Source organism: Crossiella sp. NPDC003009, assembly GCF_053591555.1.
Window position 1 is genome coordinate 41,325 of sequence record NZ_JBSFUA010000027.1, and the last position, 26,776, is coordinate 68,100.

Below are 26,776 nucleotides of genomic sequence, written 5' to 3' on the forward strand. Positions count from 1 at the left end.
CGGCTGTGCCTATGGACTGAATTTGGTCTAGACCTATTGACGAGGCTCCGTGTTGCGGGCAGGTTAGGAGCCGGTCACCGAGGACCCCTGCCGCCAAAAACCCTCGCGGAGACGCGAGGGAGTGGCAGCTCCCCGGGACCGGTCCCGCCGCGGCCCTGGGGAGCCGCCGCTCTCGGAGTTCTCAACCCGCCAGTTCCGCGTCGGTGATCCACGATCCGTGGAAGCCGGCCGGCACCCGGTGGGGCAGGTGCACGGTCGCCACCGGCCCGGCCGCCAGGTCGGTGGCGTCCAGCACCAGCAGGTCCGAGGCCGCGCCCGTCTCGCTGCTGGTCACCGACAACAGCCACCCGGCATCCTCGGATTCGCCGTGCCCACTTGGCACGAACACCGCCTCGCCCGGCTGCCAGGTCTCCGCGAGCTCATGCTGATCGGTCGATCCGTCCCGCAGGTCGTACTTGACGATGCCTCGCCCACCACCGGTCAGCTGCGCCCCCACGGTGTAGACGAACCGGTGCGCGAGCCCGGTCAGCCCTTCGTTGATGGTCGGGAACTCCACTGACTCCTCCCCGAGCGCCTGCTCCCGCGCCGTGCCCCGCACCGGATCCAGCACCCACCGGTGCAACGAGGTCGGCGCGGAGGTCTGGGCCTCGGTCAGGTCGGCATGCCCGCCGATCCGCCGCCAGGCCCGCTGGATGGTGGCGGGGGTGTAGCGCACCGCGTCGAAGGTGATGGTGCCGTCCGGGTTCTCCGCCGCGTTGGCCACGTGGAAGACGTAACAGGGATCGATCTCGATCCACCGCACATCCGCGCTGTTCCCATTCCGCGGCATGACCCCGATCCGCGCCGGGTAGTCGTCATTCCACCGGAACGGCAAACCCCCGGCCACCTCCAGGTCCAAGGTCATCGGCAGATCCAGCCACAACACGTGGTTCGCGGTGATCGCGAAGTCATGCATCATGCTCGGCCCCAGCACGTCGATCGGCACGCTGCGCACCAGCTCCCCAGCCGCCGACAACACGTGATAGGTCAAGAACGGCGGCCGCATGGCCACCCCGAAGAAGTGCAGCTCCCCGGTGGCAGGGTCCTCCTTGGGATGCGCGGTCATGGCCGTGGTCAACCGCCCCCCGAAGTCGCAGGGCCCCACGGTCTCCAACTCCGGCGTCAGCTCATACGGAAACCCCGACTCCACCAACGCCAGAATCCGCCCCGCGTGCGGGATGACATGCGTATTGGCATTCACCGCCGCGAGATCAACACTCCCATCCGCCCGAACATAAGGCCGATCCTCCCCGGTGAATCGAGGCGTCCGAACCCACCGATTCCGATACCACTGCGCCCGCCCATTCCCCAGCCGAACCCCGTGCACCATGCCCGGCCCGGTGAACCAGTGACCGGGGTCGCTGCCGGGGAGCGGGTTGGGTCCGTTGCGGAAGTAGCGCCCGTCGAGCTCCGGCGGGAGGTTGCCGGTGACGCGGAGGTCCAGGGCGGTGTGCTCGGTGGCGACGGGGGCCAGAGCGCCGGAGAGGTAGGTGGGGGGTGTCGTGGTGTTGGTCATGGTCCATTTATGACGTGTCATTTTTGACATGTCAAGATGGGAGTGTGCGGGGAGCGGTGGGTGTGGGCGTGCGTCGTCGGTGGCGGCTGCGCGTCGGACGGGGTCGCGGTGAGCGGCGGATGCGGGGCTTGGATGGGGGCTTTCGGGTTGCGGTTCGTGGGTGGCGGGTTTGGGGTGCGGGGCCGTTCGAGTTGCATGCGCGGGTGCCCGGTTCGGTGCGCTGGGTTTGGGGTCGGAGGAGGGGTTGATTGGCGATGGGATAGGCTCTGAGCTGCGGATACGTGGGAAGCCGATTGAGGCTGCCGAGTTGCTCGGAGGCCCGGGGCAACCAAATGGCCGCGAAAAGCGTTCCGCAGAAGAAGCGGAGGGCGCGGGCGGGCAGCCGGTAGGCACGGAGCCCGCGAGGCAGGCTCAGCCCTCGGCAGATCAGCAACGTGGCCAGTGCGCCAGGCACCGCAACCGGCGAGTCAGGCGCGGAGGCTGGGTGGCCACGTGCGGTGGTCGGTCCGCCGGGCGGCGCGGGCGGCAGGCCGGGTGCCGGTGCGGGCTGACGCGGGTGCTGGCCTGGTGCGGGTGCGGGCTGACGCGGGTGCGGGCCGGGTGCGGGGACGGGCGCGGTGCGGGCCTGGTGCGCGGCGGAGGCTCGTGCTCGCGCGCGGAAGTCGCGGAAGTCGCTGAGGTCGTCACGGGCAGGTCCGTCGGCGAGCCGGCGCCATGCGGCAGTCGCAGGTGTGATGAGTAGCCGCAGAGGTGCAAGTGGCCGTCGGCGGATCGGCAGCCGCCGGGATGCCGGGGGTTCGGGTGGCGGTGGCGCTGGCGGTCCTGGTTGTGGTGGAGCGTCTAGGCTCTGGGCGATCTTGTGAGGTGAGGAAGGGTTATGTCCCTGCGTCATGCGTTGCTCGGCATGCTGGCGTTGCGTCCCGAGGCCAGCGGGTACGACCTGGCCAAGCACTTCGAGGGCAGCATCGGCCGGTACGCCTGGAGCGCGCGGCACAACCAGATCTACACCGAGCTGAACAAGCTGGCTGACGACGGCCTGGTCGAGGCGGTGGCGGAGGGTGCCCGGGGGCGGCGGGACTACGTGGTCACCGAGGCGGGGCGGGCGGAGCTCCAGGCGTGGCTGGGGGAGGGGCCGCTGGAGACGGTCAACACCGTGCGCAACAAGGCGTTGTTGCGGATCTTCTTGATCACCGCGTTGGAGCCGGGGGCGGCGCAGGCGTTGTTGCGAGCTGAGATCACGCACAGCGAGCGGGAGATCGCCGAGATCGGGGCGGACATCGAGAAGATGGAGGAGGCGTCGGGGCCCGGGAGTGCGGCGTTTGGGCGGATCGCGGCGGAGTTGGGGCGGCGGCATTTCGCGGCGATTCGGGACTGGGCGGAGTGGGCGGTTGAGCAGCTTGACGCTCAGGGGGATGGGGACGAGGGGTCGGCGAGGTCAGAGGCGGGGCTGAGCTGAGTGGGGCGGAGGCTCTGAGGGTTGTGGGGGAGCGGCTGGCACTGGGGGACAGCGGGGGAGTGGCTGGCCGTGGGGCGTGGGCTAGGGCTGGGTGCCTTGGGGCAACGTGGGGACGGGTGTCGTGGGCGGTGGGTGAGGCTTAACGCTCGGCGGGGCTGATGCTCGGCGACGGGTGCCGGGCTGGCTGAGGGCTGAGGGGGATTGGGGCGGGCGGAGGACTGGCCGGGCAAGATGACCGGTCATATTCGAGGCGTTCGAGGCGTTCGAGGCGTCGCGGCTGAGGGCGGGGCGGTGGGTGAGCCCAGGTTTCCGATGTTCGGGTCGCCGATGCTGGATTCGGTGGGGCTGGTTCGGTGGGGCTCGAGTTGGTGGGGCTCGAGTTGGTGGGCCGGGTGGGGAGCGGCTGCCGAGTCGATGGGTGGGCTGGCCACGGGTGAGGTGGCTGGTGGGGCGGGGTGACGGCGGGGCTGCGGGCGATAGGTGGCGGGGCCATGGGCGGGGCTGGGTTGGGCGTGGCGGGGTGAGCCTGGGCGACTGAGGGTCGTTGCGTGGTGTTACGGAGGGTCAACTTTGGGTGACGTGTGGGCCATTCGACGTAAGAAATTCGCTCAAATCGTCAAATTGATGACGGGTTGAGGGTGGTTTGCTGGGAAAGTGGAATAACGGACAGGTGAACAGAAGGAGGCCCGTGGACGCCGAGTTGGCCGCACTTGCCGAGGCGCACGGGGTGTCCACCTGGTATGAGGGCAGTGGGCGGCGGCGGGTTGACATCGAGGCGGATGTCGTCGTTGCCGTGTTGGCACAGCTTGGGGTGGATGCCTCTTCGCCTGAGGCGGTTCGGGCGGGGCTGGCCGCGGCGCGGGCTGAGCGTGCGGCTGGTGCGTTGCCCGGCACGATTGTGTTGCGGGAGGGGCAGGAGCGGGCGTTGGACCGCACCGCCGAGTTGATCCTGGAGGACGGGACTCGGCGGGTTCTGCCGGATGGGCTTCCCGGGGACTTGCCGTTGGGGTGGCACACGTTGCGCATCGACGGGTCCGAGGTCACCGTCGTCGTGGCACCGCGGTCGTTGCCCCGGCCGCCGCGGAGCTGGGGCTGGATGGTGCAGCTGTACGCGTTGCGGTCCAACGGGTCTTGGGGGATCGGGGATCTTGCCGACCTCGGCGAGTTCGCGGGGTTGGCTGGGGCGGGTGGGGCGGATGTGGTTTTGCTCAATCCGTTGCACGCCATGACGCCGGTGCGGCCGGTGGAGGCTTCTCCTTACTCCCCCTCGAGCCGGCGGTTTGCCAATCCGCTGTACCTGCGGGTGGAGGACACCGAGGAGTACCTCGCGGCTGAACCCGGTGTGCGGCTTGAGGTTGACGCGGTGCGGCCGTCCTCGGACGTTGAACTGATCAACTACGACGCGGTGTGGGAGAGCAAGCTCGCGGCGTTGGAGTTGTTGTGGCCGTTGGCCCAGGGGCTTGATGAGCCGGTGGAGCCGGGGTTGCTGGACTTCGCGACCTTCTGCGCGCTGGCCGAGCGGCATGGGGCGCGGTGGCGGAGCTGGCCCGTTGAGCTTCAGCATCCGTCCTCGCCGGCGGTGGCCGCGGCGCGGGTCGAGTTGGCTGAGCGGGTGGCGTTTCACGTGTGGCTGCAACGGTTGTGCGCTCGGCAGTTGGCCGGGGCGCAGGCGGCCGCGCGGGACGCCGGGATGTCCGTCGGGCTGGTGCACGACCTCGCCGTGGGGGTGGCGGCCGAGGGGGCTGACTCGTGGGCGTTGCAGGACGTGCTGGCCGCGGGAGTCACCGTGGGGGCGCCGCCGGACGCGTTCAACCAGCAGGGGCAGGACTGGGCCCTGCCGCCGTGGCGGCCGGATCGGTTGGTGGCCACCGGGTACGCCGCCTATCGGGACATGTTGCGGGCGGTGTTGCGGCATTCCGACGGGATCCGGATCGACCACATCCTGGGACTGTGGCGGCTGTGGTGGGTGCCGCCGGGTGAGTCGCCGAAGCGCGGCGCGTACGTGCACTATGATGCGGAGGCGATGCTCGGCATCCTCGCGCTGGAGGCGGTGCGGGCAGGCGCGGTGGTGATCGGTGAGGATCTCGGCACCGTGCTGCCGCAGGTCACCGAATCGCTGCGAGAGCACAACATCCTGGGTTCGGCGGTGCTGTGGTTCCAGCGGGACGCCGATGCCGAGGGTGAGCCGATGTTGCCGAGTGCGCGCTGGCCTGCCGAGGCCGCGGCGAGCGTGTCCACTCATGACCTGCCGACGGCGGCGGGGTTCCTGCGTGGGGAACAGGTCCGGGTGCGGGCGGAGCTGGGTGTGCTGGCCGGGTCCGTCGAGGACGAGCGGGCGCGGGCGGAGGCGGACCGGGACGAGCTGATCGGGCTGCTGCGGTTTGAGGGTTTCCTTGGCGGGGAACAAGATCCGGGCGAGGAGGAGGTGGTGGTGGCGATGCACGCCTTCCTCGCCGCGACTCCGTCCCGGTTCGTGCTGATCTCGCCCTATGACGTGTTGCGTGAGCCACGCCAGCCCAACCTGCCGGGCACCGTGGACGTCTACCCCAACTGGCGGATACCGCTGCCGGTGACGGTGGCGGAGCTGTTCCGCGATCCGGTTGTTCGCCGGATCGTCGATGTGGTGAAGGAGGGTGTGGGTGCGCAAGACGACTGACCAATCGTCGCCCGCGCTGTCCCAGGCCGTGCGCCTAGGGGTGCTGGACGTCGGGTCCAACACCGCGCATCTCCAGGTCGTCGACGTCTACCCCGGCGGCTCGCCGGACCCGCTGCACTCGGTGAAGGCGCAGATCGGGCTGTCCGAGGACATCGACCGGCACGGGGTGATCAGCCCCGAAGGCATGGAGCGGCTGGTGCGCGCGGTGCGCCGGTGCGTGGCCGAGGCCGAGGCCTACGGGGTCGCCGAACTGGTGCCCTTCGGCACCTCCTCGGTGCGGGACGCGCCGAACCGGATCGAGGCGTGCAAGCAGATCCGCCGGGCCACCGGCATCGACATGTCCTTCTTCAGCGGCGAGGCCGAGGCCGGGCTGACCTTCCTGGCCGCACGCCGCTGGTACGGCTGGCAGGTCGGCCGGATGCTGATGCTCGACATCGGCGGCGGCACCGTGGAACTGGCCGCCGGGCGCGGCGAGGAGCCGGAGCTGGCGGTCTCGCTGCCGCTGGGCGCATGGCGGCTGACCCGCCGGTACCTGAGCCAGGACCCGCCGACCGCGCAGGAGGTCAAGAAGCTGCGGCGGCGGCTGCGCGAGGTGCTCGCACCGACCATCGCCGCCTTCCGCGAGCAGCCCGATCCGCAGCGGGTGGTCGGGGTGTCCAAGATCTTCACCCAGCTGGCCAAGCTGACCAGCGGGCCGGACGCTGAGGAACCGCTGGCCCTGGAGTACCGGGAGCTGCGGCGCTGGATCCCGAAGCTGGCCAGGATGCCCGCGGCCGAACGCGCGCAGCTGCCGGGGATCTCGGCGGCCCGCGCCCGCAACATCGTCGCGGGCGCGGTGCTCGCGCGGACCCTGATGGAGCTACTGGACGTTCCCCGCGTGGAGATCTGCCCGTGGGGCATCCGGGAGGGGATCCTGTTGCGGCACCTCGACGACAGCGGCGGGACGGCCGCCAACGGCGAGAGCGGCGAGTAGCGTCGTCAGCGGCACCGCGGCGATGATGCCCAGGCTGCCGACCAGCGCGCGCACCACCTCCTCGGCGATCGGGGCACTGGAGAGCACGTGCTGGATCGGCAGGCCGCGGATGGCGAAGAGCATCAGCAGCGGCAGCGCGACACCCGCGTAGGCCAGCACCAGGGTGTTCACCGTGGAGGCCACGTGCGCGCGGCCGACCCGCAGGCCCGCGCTGAACAGCTTGGCGCGACTGGCCGTCGGGTCCGCCGCGGCCAGCTCCCACACCACGGTGGCCTGGGTGACGGTGACGTCGTCGAGCACGCCCAGCGCGCCGATCACCAAGCCCGCCAGCAACAATCCCTGGAGATCGACGCCGTCCAGGTAGCCGCTGAGGAAGCCGACGTTGTCGCTGCCCAGGCCGGTGATCCCGGCCAGCTCCAGTGATCCGTAGCCGAGCACGCCGGTCAGGGTGAGGCCGGCGGCGGTGCCGAGCACGGCGACCGCGGTGCGCGCATTGAAGCCGTGCGTGATGAACAGCGCGGCCACCATGATCACCGTGCCGCCGACCACCGCGACCAGCAACGGGTTGGAGCCGTGAATGATCGCGGGCATCACGAACTCGGTCAACCCGGCCAGGCACAGGCCCAGCGCGCCCAGCGCAGCCAGTCCGCGCCAGCGGGACAGCGCGAGCACCGCGATGGCGAACACCAGTGCCAGCAGGGCCAGCGGCAGCGACCGGTCAGGGGACTCGATCTCGTAGCGCTCCCACTCGACCAGCCGGGTCGGGTAGTGCGCGGCGAGCACGGTCTGGCCGACGAACACCTTCACGCCGCTGCTGGTCGGCACCACCGCCTTCACCGTGCTGCCCGCGCCGGGGCCGTCGGTGAGCGCGAGGGTGGCGACCTGGCAGTCGGTGGGGGCCACCGGGCAGGGGATCAGCTCCTGCACCGTGCCCGCGCCGCGCGGGGCGTCCAGCACGTCCTGCACGATGCCGCCGCGCTCCGGCCACAGCAGCACCATCGCGGTGACCGCGATGGCGATCACCGGGGTGAGCACCCAGGCGACCACCAGGCGCACCCGGCGGGCCACCCGGGCGTCGGTGTCCACAGTGGACAGGTCGGGTTCTGACGCATGCTGTCCCATGGGCAGGAGTATGCGGGGCGGTGTGACCGGGGTTTGTTCGGCGAGCTGGGAAAACCGCGTTCCGCGCGGCCGGGCAATTCTCGGAACAGTCCGGGTTTCCGAAAGGTTCCCGCTGGTCGGCGCGGTGGGTGTTCCGAGAACAGCGGGGGTGGGTGTTCAGCCCGTTGAAAGTGCGCGAGCGGGCAATACCGTGCGGTGGGGAAAGCACCTCCCACCATCAGAATGAGGAGCTGACGTTCATGCGCCATCCCCTGGCCGCCTACGCGTTAGGTGGCGCCCTGTTGCTGGGCCTGGGCGCGTTTGCCACTGCGCCACAAGCCGTTCTACCCGTTGCCGCGCCGGTCGCGGCGCAGTCCCCCTCGGCGGATGTGACCGTGGTCGCCGCCGGTGACATCTGCGGCTCCAACTGCAAGGCTACCGCCGCGGTGGTCGGGCAGATCAACCCCGCGGCGGTGCTGACCGCGGGCGACAACGCCTACAGCAGCGGCACCCTGTCGGAGTACCGCACCAGGTACGACCCGACCTGGGGCAAGTTCAAGACCATCACCTACCCGAGTGCGGGCAACCACGAGTACATCACGTCGAAGGCGTCGGGTTACTTCGACTACTTCAACGGTGTCGGTGTCCAGAGTGGACGGGCCGGTGAGCGCGGGAAGGGTTACTACGACTGGGAAATCGGGTCGTGGAAGTTCTTCGCGCTGAACAGCAACTTCAGCAAGATCGACAGCGCGGCGCAGCTGAGCTGGCTGAAGGAGAAGCTGCGCACCAACACCAAGCCGTGCGTGGCGGCCTACTGGCACCACCCGCTGTTCACCCTGGGCTCGCACAGCGGTGAGACGCAGGCAAGGCCGCTGTGGCAGGCGCTCTACGACGCGCACGCCGACCTGGTGCTGGTCGGGCACGACCACAACTACCAGCGGTTCGCGCCGCAGAACCCGCAGGGCAAGGCGGATCCGGCCGGCATGCGGCAGCTGCTGGTGGGAACCGGTGGCAAGTCGAACTACGACTTCAGCCGCACGCTGCCGAACGTGGAGGCCAAGGACGCCAAGTCGCACGGCGTGCTGAAGCTGACGCTGTCCGGGACCGGGTACAAGGGAGACTTCGTGCCGGTGAGCGGACAGTCCTACAAGGACAGTTTCAGCGGCAGCTGCCACGCGAAGGGCTAGTCCCAGTCCCAGCGGACCCGGTAGATGCCGGGCACCGGGTCGACCTCGGTCAGTTGGGCGGTGCGGGACGCGCCGACCCAGAGCTCGGCCACGGTGTCCGGCTCGCTGACTGAGCGCCGGTGGCCGCGCACGACCCGGGCAGGGAGGGCGCCCGGCGCGAACTGCACCTGGAGGGAGAGGTCCCGGACGGCCTCGCCCACCCGGATGGTCTGTTCCGCGTCGGGCAACCCGCCCGGCAGCACGGTGTAGTCGAGCACGGTCAGCTCGCCCGCGCGCAGGGGGCGGTCGAGCAGCAGTTCGAGGACCCGGAAGCCGGTGGTGTCGTCGGCGCGCTGCCTGCCCACCCGGCAGCCGCGGGACTCCGGGACCTGGAGCGGGCCGTGGGCGTGGTCGCTGCGGAAGGCGACCAGGTAGCGGTCGGTGTCCCGTTCGGCGCGCAGGAGCTGGTGGTAGGCGATCGCGGCGATGCGGCGGGAGTCGTCGACCGAGACGGTGAGGTGGGTGCCGACCCGGCTGAGGTCGTGCAAGGACTCCGGGCGGGCGTCGAGGCGGTCCAGGGCGCGGGCCAGGCCGTCGGGGCGGGCCCAGGCCCGGTCGGCGGGGAGGACGCCGGCGTGGTGACGCAGCCAGCGGCCCCGGGGGCGGCGGGGGCCGAGCAGGGAGGTCAGCGAGTCCGGGGGGAGGTTGAGGATGTGTTCGAGGCTGGTGACGGCGCGGAGGGACTCGGGGCGCTCGGGGCGGGTGTGGCCGTGTTGCCAGTAGCTGAGGGCGGTTTTGCTCGCGGGGGTGCCTCGGGAGTGGAGGCGGGCCTGGAGGCGGTCGAGGCTGAGGCCGCTGGATTTGACTGCCAGGCGGAGGGCGAGGCTGAAGGGGCCGTTGTGGAGGGCGGCGGTCAGTCGGGCTTCGGTGGCGCGGTCTGTGGTGGTGCGGGTGGTGGCCTGGGTGGTGGGCATGACCTCTCCGCAGGGGGGCGGTTGGCGCGGCAGGCTCGGTCATTGTGCTTTGGTGCTGGGGATGGGGCAATGGCCGGATGTCGGTGATTTTCCACAGTGGGGTTTTTATTTGTTACCCAGTGGCGACGGGGTACTCTGGTTGGTCCGGTTTTACTTGCGTTCGGTCGCTGGTGAGCGGTGGATTGTGTGATTTGGTTTGGGGCCCCTAGGCCATGCCTGATTGGGCTGAAGGGGCAGGCTTGGAATGCCTGCCCAATCGCTGGGCTAGCTTATGGCATGGCCTCCCCCCAAACAAAATCACACAACCACCGCGGCGCTAATTGTTAATGAACGCTCGGTTTACTCTTCGCGATGTTTCGCTTGCCGTTGGTCTTGCCGTTGGCCTTGTCAGCTCAGCTCCGCTGTCGTCATTGGGGCTGCTTGGACTGCCAGCAGGGCGATGTCGTCGTGGTCTCGGCCGTCCAGCCAGGCGTCGATGCGTTGTTCGACTCGGTGGATGAGGGTGCTGGCGGGGAGGCCGGCGAATTCTTGCAGGGCGGCGCGGAGTCTTTCGCTGCCGAAGAGTTCGCGGCCGGTTTTGCCGCCTCTGGCTTCGGTTACGCCGTCGCTGTACAGGACGCAGACTTCGCTGGGGGCCAGGGTTACCGTGGCTTCGCCGAATCTGGCGTCGGGGAGGATGCCTACCAGGGCTCCGGGGACGTCGATTTCGTCTACGGTGCCGTTGGTTCGCACGACCATGGGGTTGGGGTGGCCGCCGCCGCCCAGGATGAGTTCCAGTTCGCCGCTGGGTTCTGGGGTCATGGAGCCGACCAGCATTGTGGTGAAGCGGTTGCCGCCGTGGGAGAGGACCGCTTGGTTCACCAGGTGGAGCAGGCGGGCTGGGGCTGACTCCACCAGGCGGAGGGCGTGCAGGGAGTGGCGGACCCGGCCTGCCAGTGCGGCCGCCTCTACGCCGTTTCCGCAGACGTCGCCCAGCAGGAACATGGCGCTGCCGTCGGCGCGGGGGTGGACCTCGTAGAAGTCGCCGCCCACGCGGAGGGGTTCTCGGGCTGGGCGGTAGCAGGCGGAGAGGACCGCGCCGGGGACCGTGGGCAGGGGCGGGGGGACGAGTTCGGCTTGCAGGGTGGTCGCGGTGTCCACTTGTTCGGCGTAGCTGGCCGCTTGGGACAGGGCCAGGGCGGCTCGGGTGGTGAAGTCCTCGATCAGGGCCAGCTCTTCGGGCTGGAAGCCGCCTCTGGCCTTGTAGCGGGACAGGGCCAGGACGCCGACGGTGCGGTTCTCGTGGGTCATGGGGGCCAGCAGGATCTCGCCGAAGCCTTCTGGGGAGTCCGGGAGCGCCCAGGCGGCGTCCGCGGGGAGGCGGGCCGGGTCCAGTTCGGTGAGGGTGCCGGTGAGGGCCTCGGCCAGGCCGGGGACGGTGCGCAGGACTCGGCGGCCGGCGCGACCCCGGTCGGGTGGGCTCGCGGCGGCGGAGCAGCGCCACCACTCGTACAGGCCCCGCCTGGCCGGGATGAGGACCGTGGCGGAGTCGGCCAGGGTGGGGACCGCGAGCTGGGCGATGGAGCGCAGGGTGCGGCCGCGTTGCAGGGAGCTGCCCAGCTGGCGGCTGGCCTCGGCCAGGAAGCTGACCTGGGAGCGCTGGACGAGCAGCTCGTTGACGTGGTCGATCTCGTCGGTGACGTTCTGGATGTACCAGGCGTAGAGGGACTCGCCGAGGCGGCGGTGTCTGGCGCGCAGTCGCCGGCCGTCGTGTTGCAGCTCGACCAGCTCGGTGTCCATGGCCTGACCTGCGCCCAGGGCTCTGATGTCCAGGTCTTCGAGTGAGCCGCCCACGTTGAGCTTGGGGAACAGGGCGGCGGCCGCGTGGTTGAGCAGGCGGATGGCGTTGTGCTCGTCGTGGACCAGCACCGCGTCCTCGACCCCGTCCAGCAGCGCCTGCCACATCCCCGTTTCCACGCTGGGGACGTGCGCCGGGGGCGGGCGTTCCGGGTAGCTCACGGCGAGCACTTCCCGTTCGCTGGAGGACAGGGATCGGGTGATCAGTCTAGCCGCGCCTGGCGAGCGCGCACCGCTCGGTCGTGAGCAAACGCTCGGCATGGGAGGCTAGGCACTCGGGGATGATGACCAACGGCGAGCGACACAGGACCAGGAGGCCGGCGTGGACGAGCCGTTCCTCGAGCGACTGCTCGATGCGATGGAAGACCTGCGGGATGGGAACTTCCGTCGACGTCTGGTGGCGGGCAGCAACGGCACCTCCGCCCGCATCGCCGAGGTGTTCAACCAGATCGCCGCGCGCAAGCAGTGGGTGATCGGGGAACTGGTCCGGGTCCGGCAGGCGGTGGCCGAGGAAGGCCGCCTCTCCGAGCGGCTCTCCAGCGGTGACGGCGGCCCCCGGGGCGGCTGGGCGCAGGCGATCGACGAGGTCAACGGCCTGATCGAGGACCTCATGCAGCCCACCGAGGAACTCAGCCGGGTGCTGGCCGCGGCCTCCCAGGGCGACCTGTCGCTGCGGATGACCGAGCAGACCGACCGGCGGCCGCTGCGCGGGGAGTTCGCGCACCTGGCGACCACGGTGAACGGGCTGCTCACCCAGCTCTCGCTGTTCGCCTCCGAGGTCACCCGGGTGGCCCGCGAGGTGGGCACCGAGGGCAAGCTCGGCGGCCAGGCCGACGTGCCGGGAGCCGCAGGCCAGTGGCGGGCGCTCACCGACTCGGTGAACCTGATGGCCTCCAACCTGACCAGCCAGGTCCGCGACATCTCCAAGATGGCCGCGGCGGTGGCCAACGGCGACCTGACCCAGCAGATCACGGTCAACGCCTCGGGTGAGGTCGCGGCGCTGGCCGACACGCTCAACTCGATGACCGGCACCCTGCGCACCTTCGCCGGGGAGGTCACCAGGGTGGCCCGCGAGATCGGCACCGAGGGCCGCCTCGGCGGTCAGGCCCAGGTGCCCGGCGTGGCCGGAACCTGGAAGGACCTGACCGAGAACGTCAACTTCATGGCGCAGAACCTGACCTCGCAGATGCGCAACATCGCCGAGGTGACCACCGCGGTGGCCACCGGCGACCTGAGCCGCAAGATCACCGTCGAGGTCTCCGGCGAGCTGCTCGGCCTGAAGAACACCGTGAACACGATGGTGGACCAGTTGTCCGCGTTCGCCGACGAGGTCACGCGTGTCGCGCGCGAGGTCGGCACCGAGGGCATTCTGGGTGGTCAGGCGCAGGTGCCGGGGGTGGCCGGTACCTGGCGGGACCTGACCGAGTCGGTGAACTTCATGGCGAACAACCTGACTTCTCAGGTGCGTTCGATCGCCGAGGTGACCACGGCGGTGGCCAAGGGCGACCTGGGCAAGAAGATCACGGTGGATGCTCGTGGGGAGATCCAGGAGCTGAAGAACACCGTGAACACGATGGTGGACCAGTTGTCGTCCTTCGCCGACGAGGTCACGCGGGTGGCCCGTGAGGTCGGCGGGGATGGGCGGCTGGGTGGTCAGGCGCAGGTGGCCGGGGTGGCCGGGACCTGGCGCGACCTGACCGACAACGTGAACTTCATGGCGAACAACCTGACCTCGCAGGTGCGTTCGATCGCCGAGGTGACCACGGCGGTGGCCAAGGGCGACCTCACCCAGAAGATCACCGTGGACGCGCGCGGGGAGATCCTGGAGCTGAAGAACACCATCAACACGATGGTGGACCAGTTGTCCGCGTTCGCCGACGAGGTCACGCGGGTGGCGCGCGAGGTCGGCACCGACGGCAAGCTGGGTGGTCAGGCGCAGGTCCGCGGGGTGGCGGGCACCTGGAAGAACCTGACCGACAACGTGAACGTGATGGCCGACAACCTGACCGTGCAGGTCCGCTCGATCGCCACGGTGGCCACCGCGGTGGCCGGTGGCGACCTGTCGAAGAAGATCGCGGTCGAGGCCAAGGGCGAGGTGGCCGCGCTGGCCTCCACCATCAACGGCATGGTGGACACGCTGCGCGCCTTCGCCGACGAGGTCACCCGGGTGGCCCGCGAGGTCGGCACCGAGGGCATCCTCGGCGGGCAGGCCACCGTGCCCAACGTGGCCGGGACCTGGAAGGACCTCACCGAGAACGTCAACTTCATGGCGGACAACCTGACCGCCCAGGTGCGCAACATCGCCACCGTGACCACCGCGGTGGCCAAGGGCGACCTGTCCAAGAAGATCGATGTGGACGCGCGCGGGGAGATCCTGGAGCTCAAGACCACGGTCAACACCATGGTCGACCAGCTGTCCTCCTTCGCCGCGGAGGTCACCCGAGTCGCCCGCGAGGTCGGCACCGACGGCAAGCTCGGTGGTCAGGCCCAGGTGGAAGGCGTGGCCGGGACCTGGCGGCGGCTCACCGAGAACGTGAACCAGCTGGCCGGGAACCTGACCACCCAGGTGCGGGCCATCGCCGCGGTGGCCACCGCGGTCACCGCCGGCGACCTGACCAGGCAGATCACCGTCGACGCCGAGGGCGAGATGGCCGATCTGAAGGACAACATCAACCAGATGATCGGCAACCTGAAGGCCACCACCACGGCCAACCGGGACCAGGACTGGCTCAAGACCAACCTGGCCAGGATCACCTCGCTGATGCAGGGCCAGCGCGACCTGGCCACCGTGGCGCAGCTGATCATGAGCGAGCTGACCCCGGTGGTCTCCGCGCAGCAGGGCGCGTTCTTCCTGGCCAAGCAGCTGGACGAGGGCGAGACCGTGCTGGAGCTGACCGCGGGCTACGGCTACCGGGCCGCCGACGACGAGCCGCAGCGGTTCGGCCTCGGCGAGTCGCTGATCGGCCAGGTCGCGGTGGAGAAGAAGACCATCAAGGTCAACGGGGCGCCGCCGGACTACCTGCGGATCAGCTCGGGGCTGGGTTCCACCGCGCCGGTCAACGTGGCCGTGCTGCCGGTGCTGTTCGAGGGCAGCACGCTCGGGGTGATCGAGCTGGCCTCGGTCAGCGAGTTCACCGGCGTGCACCAGGACCTGCTGGAACAGCTCAAGGACCTGATCGGCGTCAACGTCAACACCATCCTGGCCAACTCGCGCACCGACGCGCTGCTGGCCGAGTCCCAGCGGCTGGCCCAGGAGCTGCGGGCCCGCTCCGAGCAGCTCCAGGCCCAGCAGGAAGAGCTCCAGCGCTCCAACACCGAGCTGGCCGAGAAGGCCACCCTGCTGGCCACCCAGAACCGCGACATCGAGATCAAGAACATCGAGATCGAGCGCGGCCGCCAGGAGCTGGAGGAACGCGCCCAGCAGCTGTCGCTGGCCTCCAAGTACAAGTCGGAGTTCATGGCCAACATGAGCCACGAGCTGCGCACCCCGCTGAACAGCCTGCTCATCCTGGCCAAGCTGCTCGCCGACAACCTGGAGAACAACCTCACCGACAAGCAGGTCGACTACGCCCGCACCATCCACGACGCGGGCAGCGACCTGCTCCAGCTGATCAACGACATCCTGGACCTGACCAAGGTCGAGGCCGGGCACCTGCTGCTCCAGCCCGCCGCGGTCGCGGTCACCGAGCTGGTCCGCTACGTCGAGGCGCTGTGCCGCCCGCTGTCCACGGAGAAGGGCCTGGACTTCGCGGTCCTGGTCGACCCCGCGGTGCCCGAGGTGCTGCACACCGACGAGCACCGGCTGCAGCAGATCCTGCGCAACCTGCTCTCCAACGCGGTCAAGTTCACCCACGAGGGCCGGATCCGGCTGGAGATCCGCAACGCCGACCCGGCCGAGGTGCGCCGCTCCGCGCTGCGCGGGCAGTCCTCGCTGGTGGCCTTCGCGGTGCAGGACACCGGCATCGGCATCGCCGCGGACAAGCTGGGCGTGATCTTCGAGGCGTTCCAGCAGGCCGACGGCACCACCAGCCGCAAGTACGGCGGCACCGGCCTGGGCCTGTCCATCAGCCGCGAGCTGACCGACCTGCTCGGCGGCGAGCTCCAGGTGCGCAGCGCGCCCGGTCACGGCTCGACGTTCACGCTGATCCTGCCGGTGGAGGCGCCGAACGAGGCCACCGTGCCGGACGTGCGGGACGAGCCGCCGCTGGAGCCGGTGATCGACCAGGCGGCCGTCGGCGGCCAGGACCCCGAGCCCCCGGCCCCGCAGCGGGCGCCGCTGCCGGTGCAGGTGCACCTGCCGCAGGAGGACGGGGCCGACACGCCGGTGCGCTTCCACGGCGAGAAGGTGCTGGTCGTGGACGACGACCTGCGCAACGTCTTCGCGCTGACCAGCGTGCTCGAGCTGCACGGCCTGCACGTGGTCTACGCCGACAACGGGGTGGCCGGGGTGCGCGCGCTGGAGCAGTACGACGACATCGCGCTGGTGCTGATGGACATCATGATGCCGGAGCTGGACGGCAACGCGACCATGGCCGCGATCCGGGAGATGTCGGCCTACGAGGACCTGCCGATCATCGCGGTCACCGCCAAGGCGATGAAGGGCGACCGGGAGAAGAGCCTGGCCTCCGGCGCCACCGACTACGTGACCAAGCCGGTGGACACCGAGCACCTGATCCGGCTGATCGCCAGCTACCTCGACACGGACACCGATCCGCTCGGAATTGAGGCTTAGCATCGGAACCCAGTGGGTAGGAGACACTGGGGAACGTGCACGCACCACCTTTGGGGCACTGAACGTGACAGAGCAACTGGGCGACCCTCGTGAAGGGGTGTCCCGGAACGTAGGGCTGACCGCGCTCGCCGCATTCGAGTCGGCCCCCTTGCTGGTTTGGCTGGTCGACGGGCTGCGCAACGAGCCCCTCGGCGCGAACGCGGCCGCCCGCGCGCACGGGGCCGCGGCTTTCGGCGGCCCGGAGCTGCGCGCCGCGGTCACCGAGGCCGCGCTCACCGGGCAGGCCTCCAAGCTCACCCTGGAACAGCACGCCGGCGCGGTGACCCCGCTGCTCGGCGGCGACTCCGCGGTGCTGGTCGTGCTGGCCGACCTGAGCGACGCGCTGCGCGCCGGCGGCGAGGCCCCGGAGGCGCACACCGTGCCGGGGGTGGCGGTGGCCGGGGTGCACCGGGTCAACGCCAGCCTCTCCGCCGCGGCAGGCGACTTCTACGAGGCCATCCCGCTCGACGGCGGCCGGATCGCGCTGGCCGTCGGCGACGTCGGCGCCACCGAGGACACCGCGGGCGCGATGGCCCGGCTGCGCGGCGCGCTGCTGGCCTACCTGCTGGCCGGGATGGGTGTGGAAGAGGTGATGGCCAACCTGGGCCGCTTCGCCGGGCGCAGCGCCGGCGCGGCAGGCAGCACCGCCAGCCTGGCCGTGCTCGACCCCGGCAGCCTGCGCCTGGACTACGTCACCGCCGGCCACCCGCCGCCGCTGCTGATCGGCGCGAACGGGACCAGCCGCGCGCTGGCCCGCACCGGCGGCGCCCCGCTGGGCTACGGCGACGGCGGCTACCGGGCGCAAACCGCCCAGCTCACCGACGCCGACACCGTGCTGCTGCACACCAACGGCCTGCTCTGGCTGCCCGGCCCGGACGCCGAGCGCAACGCGCACCTGCTGCTGCGCTCGGCAGGGCAGCGGCTCACCGAGACCGGGCTGACCGTGGAGCAGGCCGGTCGTTCGATCATCGAGGACCTGGCCGGGCCCGGTCAGCTGCGGGACGAGGCGGTGCTGCTGGCCGCCCGGCTGCAGCCCAGCTCGCTGGCCCCGCTGGCCCTGGTGGTGCCCGCGCGGCCGGAGCAGCTGCGGCCGGTGCGCAGGCAGTTCCAGGAGTGGCTGGCCGCGGCCGGGGCCAGCCAGCAGGACGTGGAGATCCTGCAGCTCACCTCGGGTGAGGCGATGACCAACGCGATCGAGCACGCCTACCCGCCCGGCGCGGACGGCCAGGTCGAGTTCCGGGCCAGCCTGGACCCCGACGGCACCGTGCAGGTCGACATCGCCGACCACGGCGGCTGGGTCGCGCCCAGGCACGACCGGGGCTCCCGCGGCCGGGGCCTGCTGCTGATGCGGCAGTGCGTGGACGAGCTGCGGGTATCCCCCAGCGAGCACGGCACCTCGGTCTGCCTGCGGCACCGGCTGCGCGGCCTGGACGTGGCCGAGGAGGACGACGACGGCCTGCTGTCGGCCTTCGGCGTGCCGCCCCAGGACGGCAACCGGCTGCCCTCGGGCGCGGACCTGCGCACCGCCTACGTGGGCGAGCGGGTGCACGCCTGGCTCTCCGGCGAGCTGGACGTGGCCGCCGCCGAGGTGCTCGGCCGCCAGCTGGCCAACCTGACCTGCGGCGGCACCGTGCCGCTCTCGGTGGACCTGTCCCAGGTCGGGCACCTCTCCAGCGCCGGGGTGACCTTGCTGTTCGAGCTGGCGCACCAGGCCAGCACCGCGGGCTGCCGCCTGCACGTGCACGCCGCCACGGGCAGCTCGGCGGCCTTCGTGCTGGCCAACACCGGGCTGCACGCGGTGGCCGAGGTGATGGTGGTGGCCAGTCAGCCGGATGAGTCCCAACCCAGCCCCGCGACCGGTATTCCCCCGAGTTGACGAGCAGGGCCTTCTGCCGAGGTGTGGCGCGGCGGTCTAGGGTGGCAATCAGCGCGCGCGAGTTAGGGACAGGGGAAGCGGAGTGGAGCAGCCGGACGTCGTGGAGCCGCACGGCTCCAACGCCACGGGCAGTGGCGCGCCGATCGCGCCCCCGTACGCCGAAGGCGAACCGGAAGAGCTGATCGGCCTGGAAGTGCGGAGCCAGGACGCCGACACCGCGGTGGTCTCGGTCAGCGGCGAGGTCGACATGTACACCGCGCCGCTGCTGGAGGACTGCCTCCGCGAGGAGGCGGTGGCGGGCAGCAGGCGTCTGGTGGTGGACCTGTCCCAGGTCGACTTCCTGGACTCCAGCGGCCTGGCGCTGCTCGTGCAGGTGCACCAGCAGGCCAAGGAGCAGGAGCGTGAGCTGCGGGTGGTCTGCGTGGAGGGCATCGTGAAACGGGCGATCACCAGCACCGGACTGGACGCCACCCTGGCGCTGTACGCGGACGTGACCTCGGCCAGCGACTGACCGCTCGCCCGATGTGACGAATGTTACGCCCCATGGCGTAGTTCACGGATCGGGCATGACTACTCGATCCGTTGTCGCGGCAACGCTGACCTGGGTGTTAGCCGGTGCGTTGCTCCTGCCTGGTGGCGTCGCGACGGCCGATCCGGCAGCCACCTGCGTCCAGCACGACGTTCCGGTGAGCACGCTGACCGTCACCGGGACCATGCACGGCACGCTGTGTCTCCCGGACGGCCCCGCACCGAGCACGGTCCTCGTGCTGGTGCCCGGCGCCACGTACAACTCCGTCTACTGGGACTTCCCGTACCAGCCGGAGACCTACTCCTTCGCCCGCGCGATGACCGCCGCCGGCCACGCCACCTTCGCGGTGGACCGGCTGGGCACCGGGCAGAGCACCCGGCCGCCGAGCGCCCAGCTCACCGCGCTGATCCAGGCCGCGGCCGTGCACGACGTGGTGCAGGCCCTGCGCGCGGGCCAGGTCGGCGGAACCGCCTTCGGCAAGGTGGTGCTCGGCGGGCACTCGCTGGGCTCGGCCATCTCCATCGTCGAGGCGGCCACCTACCACGACGTGGACGCGGTGCTGGTCACCGGCGCCTCGCACGTGGTCAACGCGGTGAACACGGCCACGCTGCTGTCCACCCACCTGCACTCGGTGGCCCTGGACCCCGGGTTCGCCCAGCACGACCCCGGCTACCTGACCACCAGGCCCGGCCACCGCGACGCGGCCTTCCACGCCCCGGACCCGACCGATCCGCAGGTGCTCGCCCTGGACGAGGCGACCAGGGACGTGGTCTCCTCGACCGAGGCCCCCGACGGGCTGGGCCTGGGTTTCCTGTCCCCGTACTCGGCGCTGGTGACGGTGCCGGTGCTGGTGGCCATCGGCGAGCGGGACAAGTACTTCTGCGGCCTGCTCATCCCGCGGTGCACGACCCCGGCGCTGAAGCTGCGGGAGAGCGCGTACTACCCGCTGGTCCCCTCGCTGGACACCTACGTGCTGCCCACCGCGGGGCACTCGGTCAACCTGAACCCGGACGCCCCGCTGCTGCACGCCGCGGTACTGGGCTGGGTGGGCTCGGTGGGCTAAGCGCCCAGCAGCGCCTCGACCCCGCGCGGGAACTCCGCCTCCCTGACGTAGGCCAGCACCGTGTCCCGGAAGGCGGCGGCCGCGTTGGTCAGCGCCACGTCGGTGCGGTGCGCCAGCGCGATGGTGCGCGGAATCCCCGGCGGTGCGAGGGGAGTGGACCGCAGCCCCGGCCGGTTGGCCAGCACCAGGCTCGGCACCAGCGCCAGCCCCAGGCCGGTCTCCACGAACCGGAGCACCGCGTCCATCTCCCCGCCCTCCACCGCGAACCTGGGCTCGACGCCGGCCCGGCGGCAGGCGGCCAGGGTGGCCTCGCGCAGGTCGTAACCGGGCCGGAACATCACCAGTTCGCGGGCGGCCAGCTCCTCGATCTTGAGGTGGGTCCAGCGGGTCGGCGGCTTCGCGCCGGCCGGGCTGGCCACCACCAGCGGTTCGCGCAGGATCGGGGTGGTGGTCAGCGCGGGTTCGGCGCCGCTGCCGGGCACGATCACCAGCGCCAGGTCCAGTTCGCCGCGGGTCAGGTCGCGCACCAGGTCCTGCGACCCGCTCTCCTGCACCTGCAACCGGATGCCGGGATAGCGGTCGCGGAAGCGGCGCAGCACCTCGGCGACCAGGCTCACGCACATGCTCGGGGTGGCGCCCAGGCGGACCCGGCCGCGGCGCAGGCCGACCAGCTCCTGCACCTCCAGGCGCGCGGTGTCCACGTCGGCCAGGATGCGGCGGGCCAGCGGCAGCAGCGCCTCGCCCGCCGGGGTGAGCGCGATGTTGCCGCGGGCCCGGCTGAACAGCGGCGCGCCGAGCTCGTCCTCCAGCACCTTGATCTGCTTGCTGAGTGAGGGTTGCGCCACATTCACCGCTTCCGCGGCCTGCGTGAAGTGCCGGGTGCGGGCGACCGCCAAGAAGTACGCGAGCTGCTGCAAGTTCACTTCGATAGCGTACGGCTATCGAGTCGAGCCGTTCCATATATTGGACGACTTGTCGCGGCGCTCCTACCGTCGGGTCATGGCTGTTCCCAGCTTGACCACCACCCCCGTCCCACCACGGACGCCGACCGGCCGTGCCCGCCGGTCGGCACGGATCTCCTCGGTGCTGCTCAAGGCCGTCATGGCGGTGACCGGGCTGCTGCTCTTCGGCTTCGTCGTCGCGCACATGCTCGGCAACCTCAAGATCTTCTTCGGCGCCGAGTCCTTCGACAGCTATGCCCGGTTCCTGCGCACCGTCGGCGAGCCACTGGTGCCCGAGCGCGGGCTGCTGTGGATCATGCGGATCGGCCTGCTGGTCGCGGTGTTCGCGCACATCATCGCCGCCACCATGCTGGCCCGCCGCGCCCGCAGGGCCCGGCCGGTGCGCTACCACCACCGGCCCAAGGTGCAGGGCAGCTACGCCGCGCGCACCATGCGCTGGGGCGGGGTGATCATCGCGCTGTTCGTGGTCTACCACCTGATGGACCTGACCCTGCTGTGGGCCAACCCGAACGGCGTGCACGGCGAGGCCTACAACAACGTCACCGCCGACTTCACCCTGGCGCGCTGGCCGGTGGTGCTGGTCTACACCGTCGCGGTGCTGACCCTGGGCTTCCACCTGCGGCACGGGGTGTGGAGCGCGCTGCGCAGCCTCGGCCGCGGCCGGGCCCGCACCGAGGCGCGGCTGAAGGTCCTCGCGCTGGTGGTGGCCGTGCTGGTCTGCGCCGGTTACCTGTCCGTCCCCTTCGCTGTGCTGACCGGGTTGGTGAGCTGACATGAGCTACTTCGTCGAGGGCGACCCGATCGCCGACACCAGGGCGCCGGACGGGCCGATCGAGACCCGCTGGGAGCGCCGCCGCTTCGGCGCGCGGCTGGTCAACCCGGCCAACAAGCGCAAGCTGAGCGTGATCGTGGTCGGCACCGGCCTGGCCGGCGGCTCGGCCGCGGCCACCCTGGCCGAGCTGGGCTACCGGGTCAGCTCCTTCTGCTACCAGGACAGCCCGCGCCGGGCGCACAGCATCGCCGCGCAGGGCGGGATCAACGCGGCCAAGAACTACCGCAACGACGGCGACAGCGTGCACCGGCTGTTCTACGACACGGTCAAGGGCGGGGACTTCCGGGCGCGGGAGTCCAACGTGCACCGGCTGGCCGAGATCAGCACCCAGATCATCGACCAGTGCGTGGCCCAGGGCGTGCCCTTCGCCCGCGAGTACGGCGGGCTGCTGGACACCCGCTCCTTCGGCGGCGCGCAGGTCGCCCGCACCTTCTACGCCCGCGGCCAGACCGGCCAGCAGCTGCTGCTGGGCGCCTACCAGGCGCTGTCCCGGCAGATCAGCGCCGGGCGGGTGACCATGCACCCGCGCACCGAGATGCTGGACCTCATCGTGGTGGACGGCCGGGCCCGCGGCATCGTGGCCCGCAACCTGGTCAACGGCGAGGTGTCGGTGCACTTCGCCGACGCGGTGGTGCTGGCCACCGGCGGCTACGGCAACGCCTTCTACCTGTCCACCAACGCCAAGGGCTGCAACACCACCGCGATCTGGCGGGCGCACCGGCGCGGCGCGCTGTTCGCCAACCCCTGCTACACCCAGATCCACCCGACCTGCATCCCGGTCAGCGGCGACCACCAGTCCAAGCTGACCCTGATGAGCGAGTCGCTGCGCAACGACGGCCGGGTGTGGGTGCCCAAGCTGGCCGGCGACACCAGGCCGGCCAACGAGATCCCCGAGGACGAGCGGGACTACTACCTGGAGCGGATCTACCCCAGCTTCGGCAACCTGGTGCCGCGCGACATCGCCTCCAGGGCCGCCAAGAACGTCTGCGACGCCGGCCGCGGGGTCGGGCCGGGCGGGCTGGGCGTGTACCTGGACTTCGCCGACGCGATCCGCCGTCTCGGCCGGGACGCGGTCTCGGCCAGCTACGGCAACCTGTTCGAGATGTACCAGCGCATCACCGGCGAGGACCCGTACGAGGTGCCGATGCGCATCTACCCGGCCGTGCACTACACCATGGGCGGGCTGTGGGTGGACTACGACCTGCGCAGCACCATTCCCGGGCTGTTCGTCATCGGCGAGGCCAACTTCTCCGACCACGGCGCCAACCGGCTCGGCGCGAGCGCGCTGATGCAGGGCTTGGCCGACGGCTACTTCGTGCTGCCCAACACCATCGGCGACTACCTCGCCGACGGGCCGTTCGAGGCCGTCGACCCCGCCCACCCCGCGGTCGAGGAGGCCACCGCCGCCGTTCAGTCCACTGTGGACAAACTGCTTTCGGTGAACGGGACGCGAACAGTGGATGACTTCCACCGCGAGCTCGGTCGCCTGATGTGGGACCACTGCGGGATGGAGCGCAGCGAGGAGGGTCTGCGCAAGGCGCTGGAACGGATTCCGGAGCTGCGCGCGGAGTTCTGGCGGGAGGTCAAGGTGCCCGGCGCCGGCGAGGGCCTCAACCAGGCACTGGAGAAGGCGGGCCGGGTGGCCGACTTCTTCGAGCTGGCCGAGCTGATGTGCGTGGACGCGCTGCACCGCACCGAGTCCTGCGGCGGGCACTTCCGCGCGGAGAGCCAGACCCCCGACGGCGAGGCCCGCCGCGACGACGAGCACTTCAGCTACGTCGCGGCCTGGGAGTTCGCCGGGTCCGGCCAGGCGCCGGTGCTGCACAAGGAAAACCTCACCTTCGACTACGTCACCCCCAGCCAGCGGAGCTACAAGTGAGACTGACCCTCAACATCTGGCGCCAGAGCGGGCCCGAGGACAAGGGCAGGATGGTCCGCTACCAGCTCGAAGAGGTCTCCGAGGACATGTCCTTCCTGGAGATGCTCGACGTGCTCAACGAGAAGCTCACCCTGGCCGGGGATGAGCCGGTGGCCTTCGACCACGACTGCCGCGAGGGCATCTGCGGCATGTGCGGCATGATGATCAACGGCGTCGCGCACGGCCCGGAGAAGGCGACCACCGCCTGCCAGCTGCACATGCGGCACTTCGACGACGGTGACTCGATCACCATCGAGCCGTGGCGGGCCGCGCCGTTCCCGGTGGTCAAGGACCTGGTGGTGGACCGCAGCTCGTTCGACGCGATCATCTCCGCCGGTGGCTACATCAGCGCGCCCACCGGCAGCGCGCCGGACGCGCACGCCACCCCGGTGCCCAAGCCGGACGCCGACACCGCCTTCGAGGCGGCCGCCTGCATCGGCTGCGGCGCCTGCGTGGCGGCCTGCCCCAACGGTTCCGGCATGCTGTTCACCGCGGCCAAGGTCACCCATCTCGGCCTGCTGCCCCAGGGCCAGCCGGAACGCGACACCCGCGTGATCAACATGCTCACCACCCACGACGACCTGGGCTTCGGCGGCTGCACCAACGCCGGCGAGTGCACCACGGTGTGCCCCAAGGGAATCCCCCTGGAAACGATTGCCCGGCTCAACGCCGACTACCTGCACGCCACGGTCTCGACCAGGGGCCGCAAGCGCTGATCACGGTGCCCCGGGCCGGCGGACGTCCGCTTCGTCCGGCTCGGGGTGGCCGTGGGGGCGGCGAGTGGTTCACATAATTCAAAGCGTGGAACAAGGCGACCGGTCGGTCGGTTCTTGTGGTTATGCTGCGCTCGGAGGATGGCCGGATGCCTGGCTGGGGGCTCCAGGAGCGCCAGAAGAACAGGAAAGACCGATGAAGGTTGCGTGCCCGGGGGGTAAGGGCTTTCCGTTGTGGGCTGGCATGCCGGACCTGCCGCCGCCGTGGTTCCAGGGAGCCGCGCGGTGACCGAGGTCCTGGCGAGGACCTCCAGCGGCCGGGTCCGTGGTCGGCAGGACGACGGCGTTGCCCGTTTCCTGGGTATTCCTTACGCGGCCGCGCCGCGGGGCTCCGGGCGGTTCGCCGCGCCGGAACCGGTGCGGCCGTGGACCGGGGTGCGGGAGGCCACCGAGTTCGGTGCCACCGCGCCCTCGGCGAGCCTGAACCGGACGGGACTGGAGCTCCTGGCCGAACCGTCCGTTCCGGGCGCGGAGTACCTCAACCTCAACGTGTGGACGCCGGGTGTGGACGGCGCGCGGCGGCCGGTGCTGGTGTGGATCCACGGTGGCGCGCACGTCACCGGGTCCTCCGCCCAGCCGAGCTACGACGGCCGCGCGTTCGCCACGCGCGGCATCGTGATCGTCTCCCTCAACCACCGGCTCGGCGCGGAGGGTTACGCCCAGCTGCCAGGGGTGCCGGCCAATCGGGGCCTGCTGGACCAGCTGGCCGCGCTGGACTGGGTCCGCCGGGAGATCGCCGGGTTCGGCGGCGACCCGGACCGGATCACCATCAGCGGCAGCTCCGCGGGCGCCGGTTCGGTGCTTGCCCTGCTGTCCCTGGACACCGGGCGGTTCCGGCGGGCGGTGGCGCAGAGCGCCGCACCCAGGTCCGCTCTGTCCACTGTGGACGCTGAGCGGATGGCCAAGGAACTGGCCGGTCTGGCCGGGGTCCCGGCCACCGCGGAGGGCCTGGCCGAGGTCGAGCCGGCGCGGCTGGCCGAGATCGCCACCGACCTGACCCTGGCGGTGCTGGCCGATCCGGATCCGCTGCGCTGGGGCGAGACCGTGGTCGCCTCCTCGATGGCCTTCGGGCCGGTGGTGGACGGCCAGGTGCTGACCCGGCATCCCTTCGACGCGCTGCTCGCGGGCGCGGGCCGGGAGGTGGAGCTGTTGCTGGGCACCAACTCCGACGAGCTGAGCCTGCTCGTCCGGGACGAGGGCGTGGCGGCCGCGCTGACCGAACAGCTGTTCCGGGAACCGGCGTACACCCTCGCCGAGTCCAGGACCGGCGCCGCGGCCACCTACCTCTACGAGTTCGGCTGGCGGTCGCCACTGCCGGGCGTGGGGGCGGCGCACGGGCTGGAGCTCGGGTTCGTCTTCGACAACCTGGGGCACTCCCGCCTTGAGGGCGAGAAGCCGCCTGCCGAGCTGGCCCGCGAGGTCAACGGGAACTGGGTTTCCTTTGCCGCGCACGGAGATCCGGGCTGGCCCCGGTTCACCGAGGAGACGCCGTTCGTGCGGTGGCTGGGCGGTTAGCCCTTCGCGAAGAGCTGAAGTCGTTCCAGGGAGCCGTTGAACTCGTTCTGGTCGCCGGGGAACGTGCCCTTGTCGTTGTACTGCCAGAAGGTGTGCCAGTCCCAGCCCGCCGGTCGTTCCCCCGGCGCGTCGGCGTACCTGGCCAGCCACAGCGGGTTCGTCTTGCCGAACTCCGCGCTGTTGCCGGTGCAGGTCTTCCACCAGTTCGTGGTGGTGTAGATGGTCGGGTGCCGCTTGGCGCGCTGGGCGTAGGTCTGGCTGAAGTCGCGGATCCAGGCCACCATGTCGGCCGGGCTCTTGCCGTAACACGCTGGGCCGTAAGGGTTGTACTCGATGTCCAGCGCGCCGGGCAGGGTCCGCCCGTCGCCGGACCAGCCGCCGCCGTTGCCGAGGAAGTAGTTCGCTTGCGCCGCGCCGCTGGAGCGGTCCGGCAGCGCGAAGTGGTAGGAGCCGCGGATCAGGCCGACGTCGTAGGAACCCTGGTACTGCTGGGCGAAGCGCGGGTTCTTGAAGCCGGTGCCCTCGGTCGCCTTCACGTAGGCGAAGGTCGCGCCCTTGCGCTTGACCTCGGCCCAGTTGACCTCGCCCTGGTGGCCGCTGACATCCAGCCCGAGCGGTTTGCCGCTGGGCTGGAACTCGGTGCCGTCCCTGGCTTCGGCGCCCGCGCCCGCCCCGGCGAACGCGCGTTCCGCGCCGGACTCCTCGGCCAGCGCCGGGACCGAGCCGGTGATCAGCAGGAGCGCGAGGGTCGCCAGCGTCAACGACCTTGCACTCAGGGTTGAGAAGGTCATGTCGCGGACGGTAAGCGCTCATGTCCGGC

18 protein-coding genes are annotated in these 26,776 nt (G+C 70.7%); 12 read left to right on the forward strand and 6 right to left on the reverse strand.

Features of this window, described 5'->3' with window-relative positions; all coding sequences use genetic code 11:
- Positions 1–181: 181 nt before the first annotated feature.
- Positions 182–1,585 (reverse strand): carotenoid oxygenase family protein, encoded by a 1,404-nt coding sequence (locus tag ACWDY5_RS25505; protein ID WP_449724682.1) that lies wholly within the window; start codon positions 1,583–1,585, stop codon positions 182–184.
- Positions 1,586–2,432: 847 nt separating this feature from the next.
- Here ACWDY5_RS25505 and ACWDY5_RS25510 point away from each other — a divergent pair.
- From ACWDY5_RS25510 to ACWDY5_RS25520, 3 genes are all read left to right on the forward strand, one after another.
- Positions 2,433–3,011: a PadR family transcriptional regulator gene (locus ACWDY5_RS25510; protein ID WP_449724683.1), complete on the forward strand. Its 579-nt coding sequence runs from the start codon at positions 2,433–2,435 to the stop codon at positions 3,009–3,011.
- 1,096 nt (positions 3,012–4,107) lie between these two features.
- A complete protein-coding gene (gene malQ, locus ACWDY5_RS25515) occupies positions 4,108–5,667 on the forward strand; it encodes a 4-alpha-glucanotransferase (RefSeq protein WP_449724684.1) in 1,560 nt (519 codons plus the stop codon).
- Positions 5,651–6,640, forward strand: coding sequence for a Ppx/GppA phosphatase family protein (locus ACWDY5_RS25520; protein ID WP_449724685.1), 990 nt, complete (start codon positions 5,651–5,653; stop codon positions 6,638–6,640). The genes malQ and ACWDY5_RS25520 overlap by 17 nt, the downstream gene beginning before the upstream one ends.
- Here the strand turns inward: ACWDY5_RS25520 and ACWDY5_RS25525 are convergent.
- Positions 6,527–7,762 (reverse strand): YibE/F family protein, encoded by a 1,236-nt coding sequence (locus ACWDY5_RS25525; protein ID WP_449724686.1) that lies wholly within the window; start codon positions 7,760–7,762, stop codon positions 6,527–6,529. The two genes, ACWDY5_RS25520 and ACWDY5_RS25525, sit on opposite strands and share 114 nt — an antisense overlap.
- Before the next feature lie 239 nt (positions 7,763–8,001).
- On the opposite strand from ACWDY5_RS25525, the gene ACWDY5_RS25530 reads away from it, so the two are divergent.
- Entirely contained in the window at positions 8,002–8,928 is a 927-nt protein-coding gene (locus ACWDY5_RS25530) for a metallophosphoesterase family protein (RefSeq protein ID WP_449724687.1), read from the forward strand.
- On the opposite strand, the gene ACWDY5_RS25535 is transcribed toward ACWDY5_RS25530, so the two are convergent.
- Positions 8,925–9,881, reverse strand: a complete 957-nt coding sequence (locus tag ACWDY5_RS25535) for a hypothetical protein (RefSeq protein ID WP_449724688.1) — start codon at positions 9,879–9,881, stop codon at positions 8,925–8,927. The two genes, ACWDY5_RS25530 and ACWDY5_RS25535, sit on opposite strands and share 4 nt — an antisense overlap.
- 387 nt (positions 9,882–10,268) lie before the next feature.
- On the reverse strand, positions 10,269–11,879 hold the full coding sequence (locus ACWDY5_RS25540) for a PP2C family protein-serine/threonine phosphatase (protein ID WP_449724689.1): 1,611 nt from the start codon (positions 11,877–11,879) through the stop codon (positions 10,269–10,271).
- 160 nt (positions 11,880–12,039) lie between these two features.
- On the opposite strand from ACWDY5_RS25540, the gene ACWDY5_RS25545 reads away from it, so the two are divergent.
- The 4 genes from ACWDY5_RS25545 (at position 12,040) to ACWDY5_RS25560 (ending at position 19,956) form a co-directional block, all read left to right on the forward strand.
- The gene (locus tag ACWDY5_RS25545; protein ID WP_449724690.1) at positions 12,040–16,449 is read left to right on the forward strand and encodes a HAMP domain-containing protein; all 4,410 of its coding nucleotides are present in this window, start codon (positions 12,040–12,042) and stop codon (positions 16,447–16,449) included.
- A 97-nt stretch (positions 16,450–16,546) separates the two neighbouring features.
- Positions 16,547–18,364 carry an ATP-binding protein gene (locus tag ACWDY5_RS25550; protein WP_449724691.1) on the forward strand — a complete coding sequence of 606 codons (1,818 nt, stop codon included), beginning with the start codon at positions 16,547–16,549 and terminating at the stop codon, positions 18,362–18,364.
- 82 nt (positions 18,365–18,446) lie between these two features.
- A complete protein-coding gene (locus tag ACWDY5_RS25555) occupies positions 18,447–18,875 on the forward strand; it encodes an STAS domain-containing protein (RefSeq protein ID WP_449724692.1) in 429 nt (142 codons plus the stop codon).
- Between the two features lie 55 nt (positions 18,876–18,930).
- A complete protein-coding gene (locus ACWDY5_RS25560; protein ID WP_449724693.1) occupies positions 18,931–19,956 on the forward strand; it encodes an alpha/beta hydrolase in 1,026 nt (341 codons plus the stop codon).
- On the opposite strand, the gene ACWDY5_RS25565 is transcribed toward ACWDY5_RS25560, so the two are convergent.
- On the reverse strand, positions 19,953–20,879 hold the full coding sequence (locus tag ACWDY5_RS25565; protein WP_449724694.1) for a LysR family transcriptional regulator: 927 nt from the start codon (positions 20,877–20,879) through the stop codon (positions 19,953–19,955). The genes ACWDY5_RS25560 and ACWDY5_RS25565 overlap by 4 nt on opposite strands.
- A 76-nt stretch (positions 20,880–20,955) precedes the next feature.
- Between ACWDY5_RS25565 and ACWDY5_RS25570 the strand changes: the two genes are divergently transcribed.
- The 4 genes from ACWDY5_RS25570 (at position 20,956) to ACWDY5_RS25585 (ending at position 25,956) form a co-directional block, all read left to right on the forward strand.
- On the forward strand, positions 20,956–21,690 hold the full coding sequence (locus tag ACWDY5_RS25570; RefSeq protein WP_449724695.1) for a succinate dehydrogenase cytochrome b subunit: 735 nt from the start codon (positions 20,956–20,958) through the stop codon (positions 21,688–21,690).
- Position 21,691: 1 nt separating this feature from the next.
- Entirely contained in the window at positions 21,692–23,629 is a 1,938-nt protein-coding gene (locus ACWDY5_RS25575; RefSeq protein ID WP_449724696.1) for a fumarate reductase/succinate dehydrogenase flavoprotein subunit, read from the forward strand.
- Positions 23,626–24,384, forward strand: a complete 759-nt coding sequence (locus tag ACWDY5_RS25580) for a succinate dehydrogenase/fumarate reductase iron-sulfur subunit (protein WP_449724697.1) — start codon at positions 23,626–23,628, stop codon at positions 24,382–24,384. Before ACWDY5_RS25575 ends, ACWDY5_RS25580 begins: the two co-directional genes overlap by 4 nt.
- Before the next feature lie 282 nt (positions 24,385–24,666).
- Positions 24,667–25,956: a carboxylesterase/lipase family protein gene (locus ACWDY5_RS25585; RefSeq protein ID WP_449724698.1), complete on the forward strand. Its 1,290-nt coding sequence runs from the start codon at positions 24,667–24,669 to the stop codon at positions 25,954–25,956.
- Here ACWDY5_RS25585 and ACWDY5_RS25590 read toward each other — a convergent pair.
- Positions 25,953–26,747 (reverse strand): lysozyme, encoded by a 795-nt coding sequence (locus ACWDY5_RS25590; protein WP_449724699.1) that lies wholly within the window; start codon positions 26,745–26,747, stop codon positions 25,953–25,955. The two genes, ACWDY5_RS25585 and ACWDY5_RS25590, sit on opposite strands and share 4 nt — an antisense overlap.
- Between the last annotated feature and the right edge of the window lie 29 nt (positions 26,748–26,776).

What these genes read in the sequence shown, in the direction of transcription:
- ACWDY5_RS25575 (WP_449724696.1), top strand. Translation starts at nt 21,692, where the DNA reads ATGAGCTACTTCGTCGAGGGCGACCCGATCGCCGACACCAGGGCGCCG.
- ACWDY5_RS25510 (WP_449724683.1), top strand. Translation starts at nt 2,433, where the DNA reads ATGTCCCTGCGTCATGCGTTGCTCGGCATGCTGGCGTTGCGTCCCGAG.
- malQ (WP_449724684.1), top strand. Translation starts at nt 4,108, where the DNA reads ATGGTGCAGCTGTACGCGTTGCGGTCCAACGGGTCTTGGGGGATCGGG.
- ACWDY5_RS25535 (WP_449724688.1), bottom strand. Translation starts at nt 9,881, where the DNA reads ATGCCCACCACCCAGGCCACCACCCGCACCACCACAGACCGCGCCACC.
- ACWDY5_RS25560 (WP_449724693.1), top strand. Translation starts at nt 18,931, where the DNA reads ATGACTACTCGATCCGTTGTCGCGGCAACGCTGACCTGGGTGTTAGCC.
- ACWDY5_RS25525 (WP_449724686.1), bottom strand. Translation starts at nt 7,762, where the DNA reads ATGGGACAGCATGCGTCAGAACCCGACCTGTCCACTGTGGACACCGAC.
- ACWDY5_RS25505 (WP_449724682.1), bottom strand. Translation starts at nt 1,585, where the DNA reads ATGTCAAAAATGACACGTCATAAATGGACCATGACCAACACCACGACA.
- ACWDY5_RS25530 (WP_449724687.1), top strand. Translation starts at nt 8,002, where the DNA reads ATGCGCCATCCCCTGGCCGCCTACGCGTTAGGTGGCGCCCTGTTGCTG.
- ACWDY5_RS25570 (WP_449724695.1), top strand. Translation starts at nt 20,956, where the DNA reads ATGGCTGTTCCCAGCTTGACCACCACCCCCGTCCCACCACGGACGCCG.
- ACWDY5_RS25590 (WP_449724699.1), bottom strand. Translation starts at nt 26,747, where the DNA reads ATGACCTTCTCAACCCTGAGTGCAAGGTCGTTGACGCTGGCGACCCTC.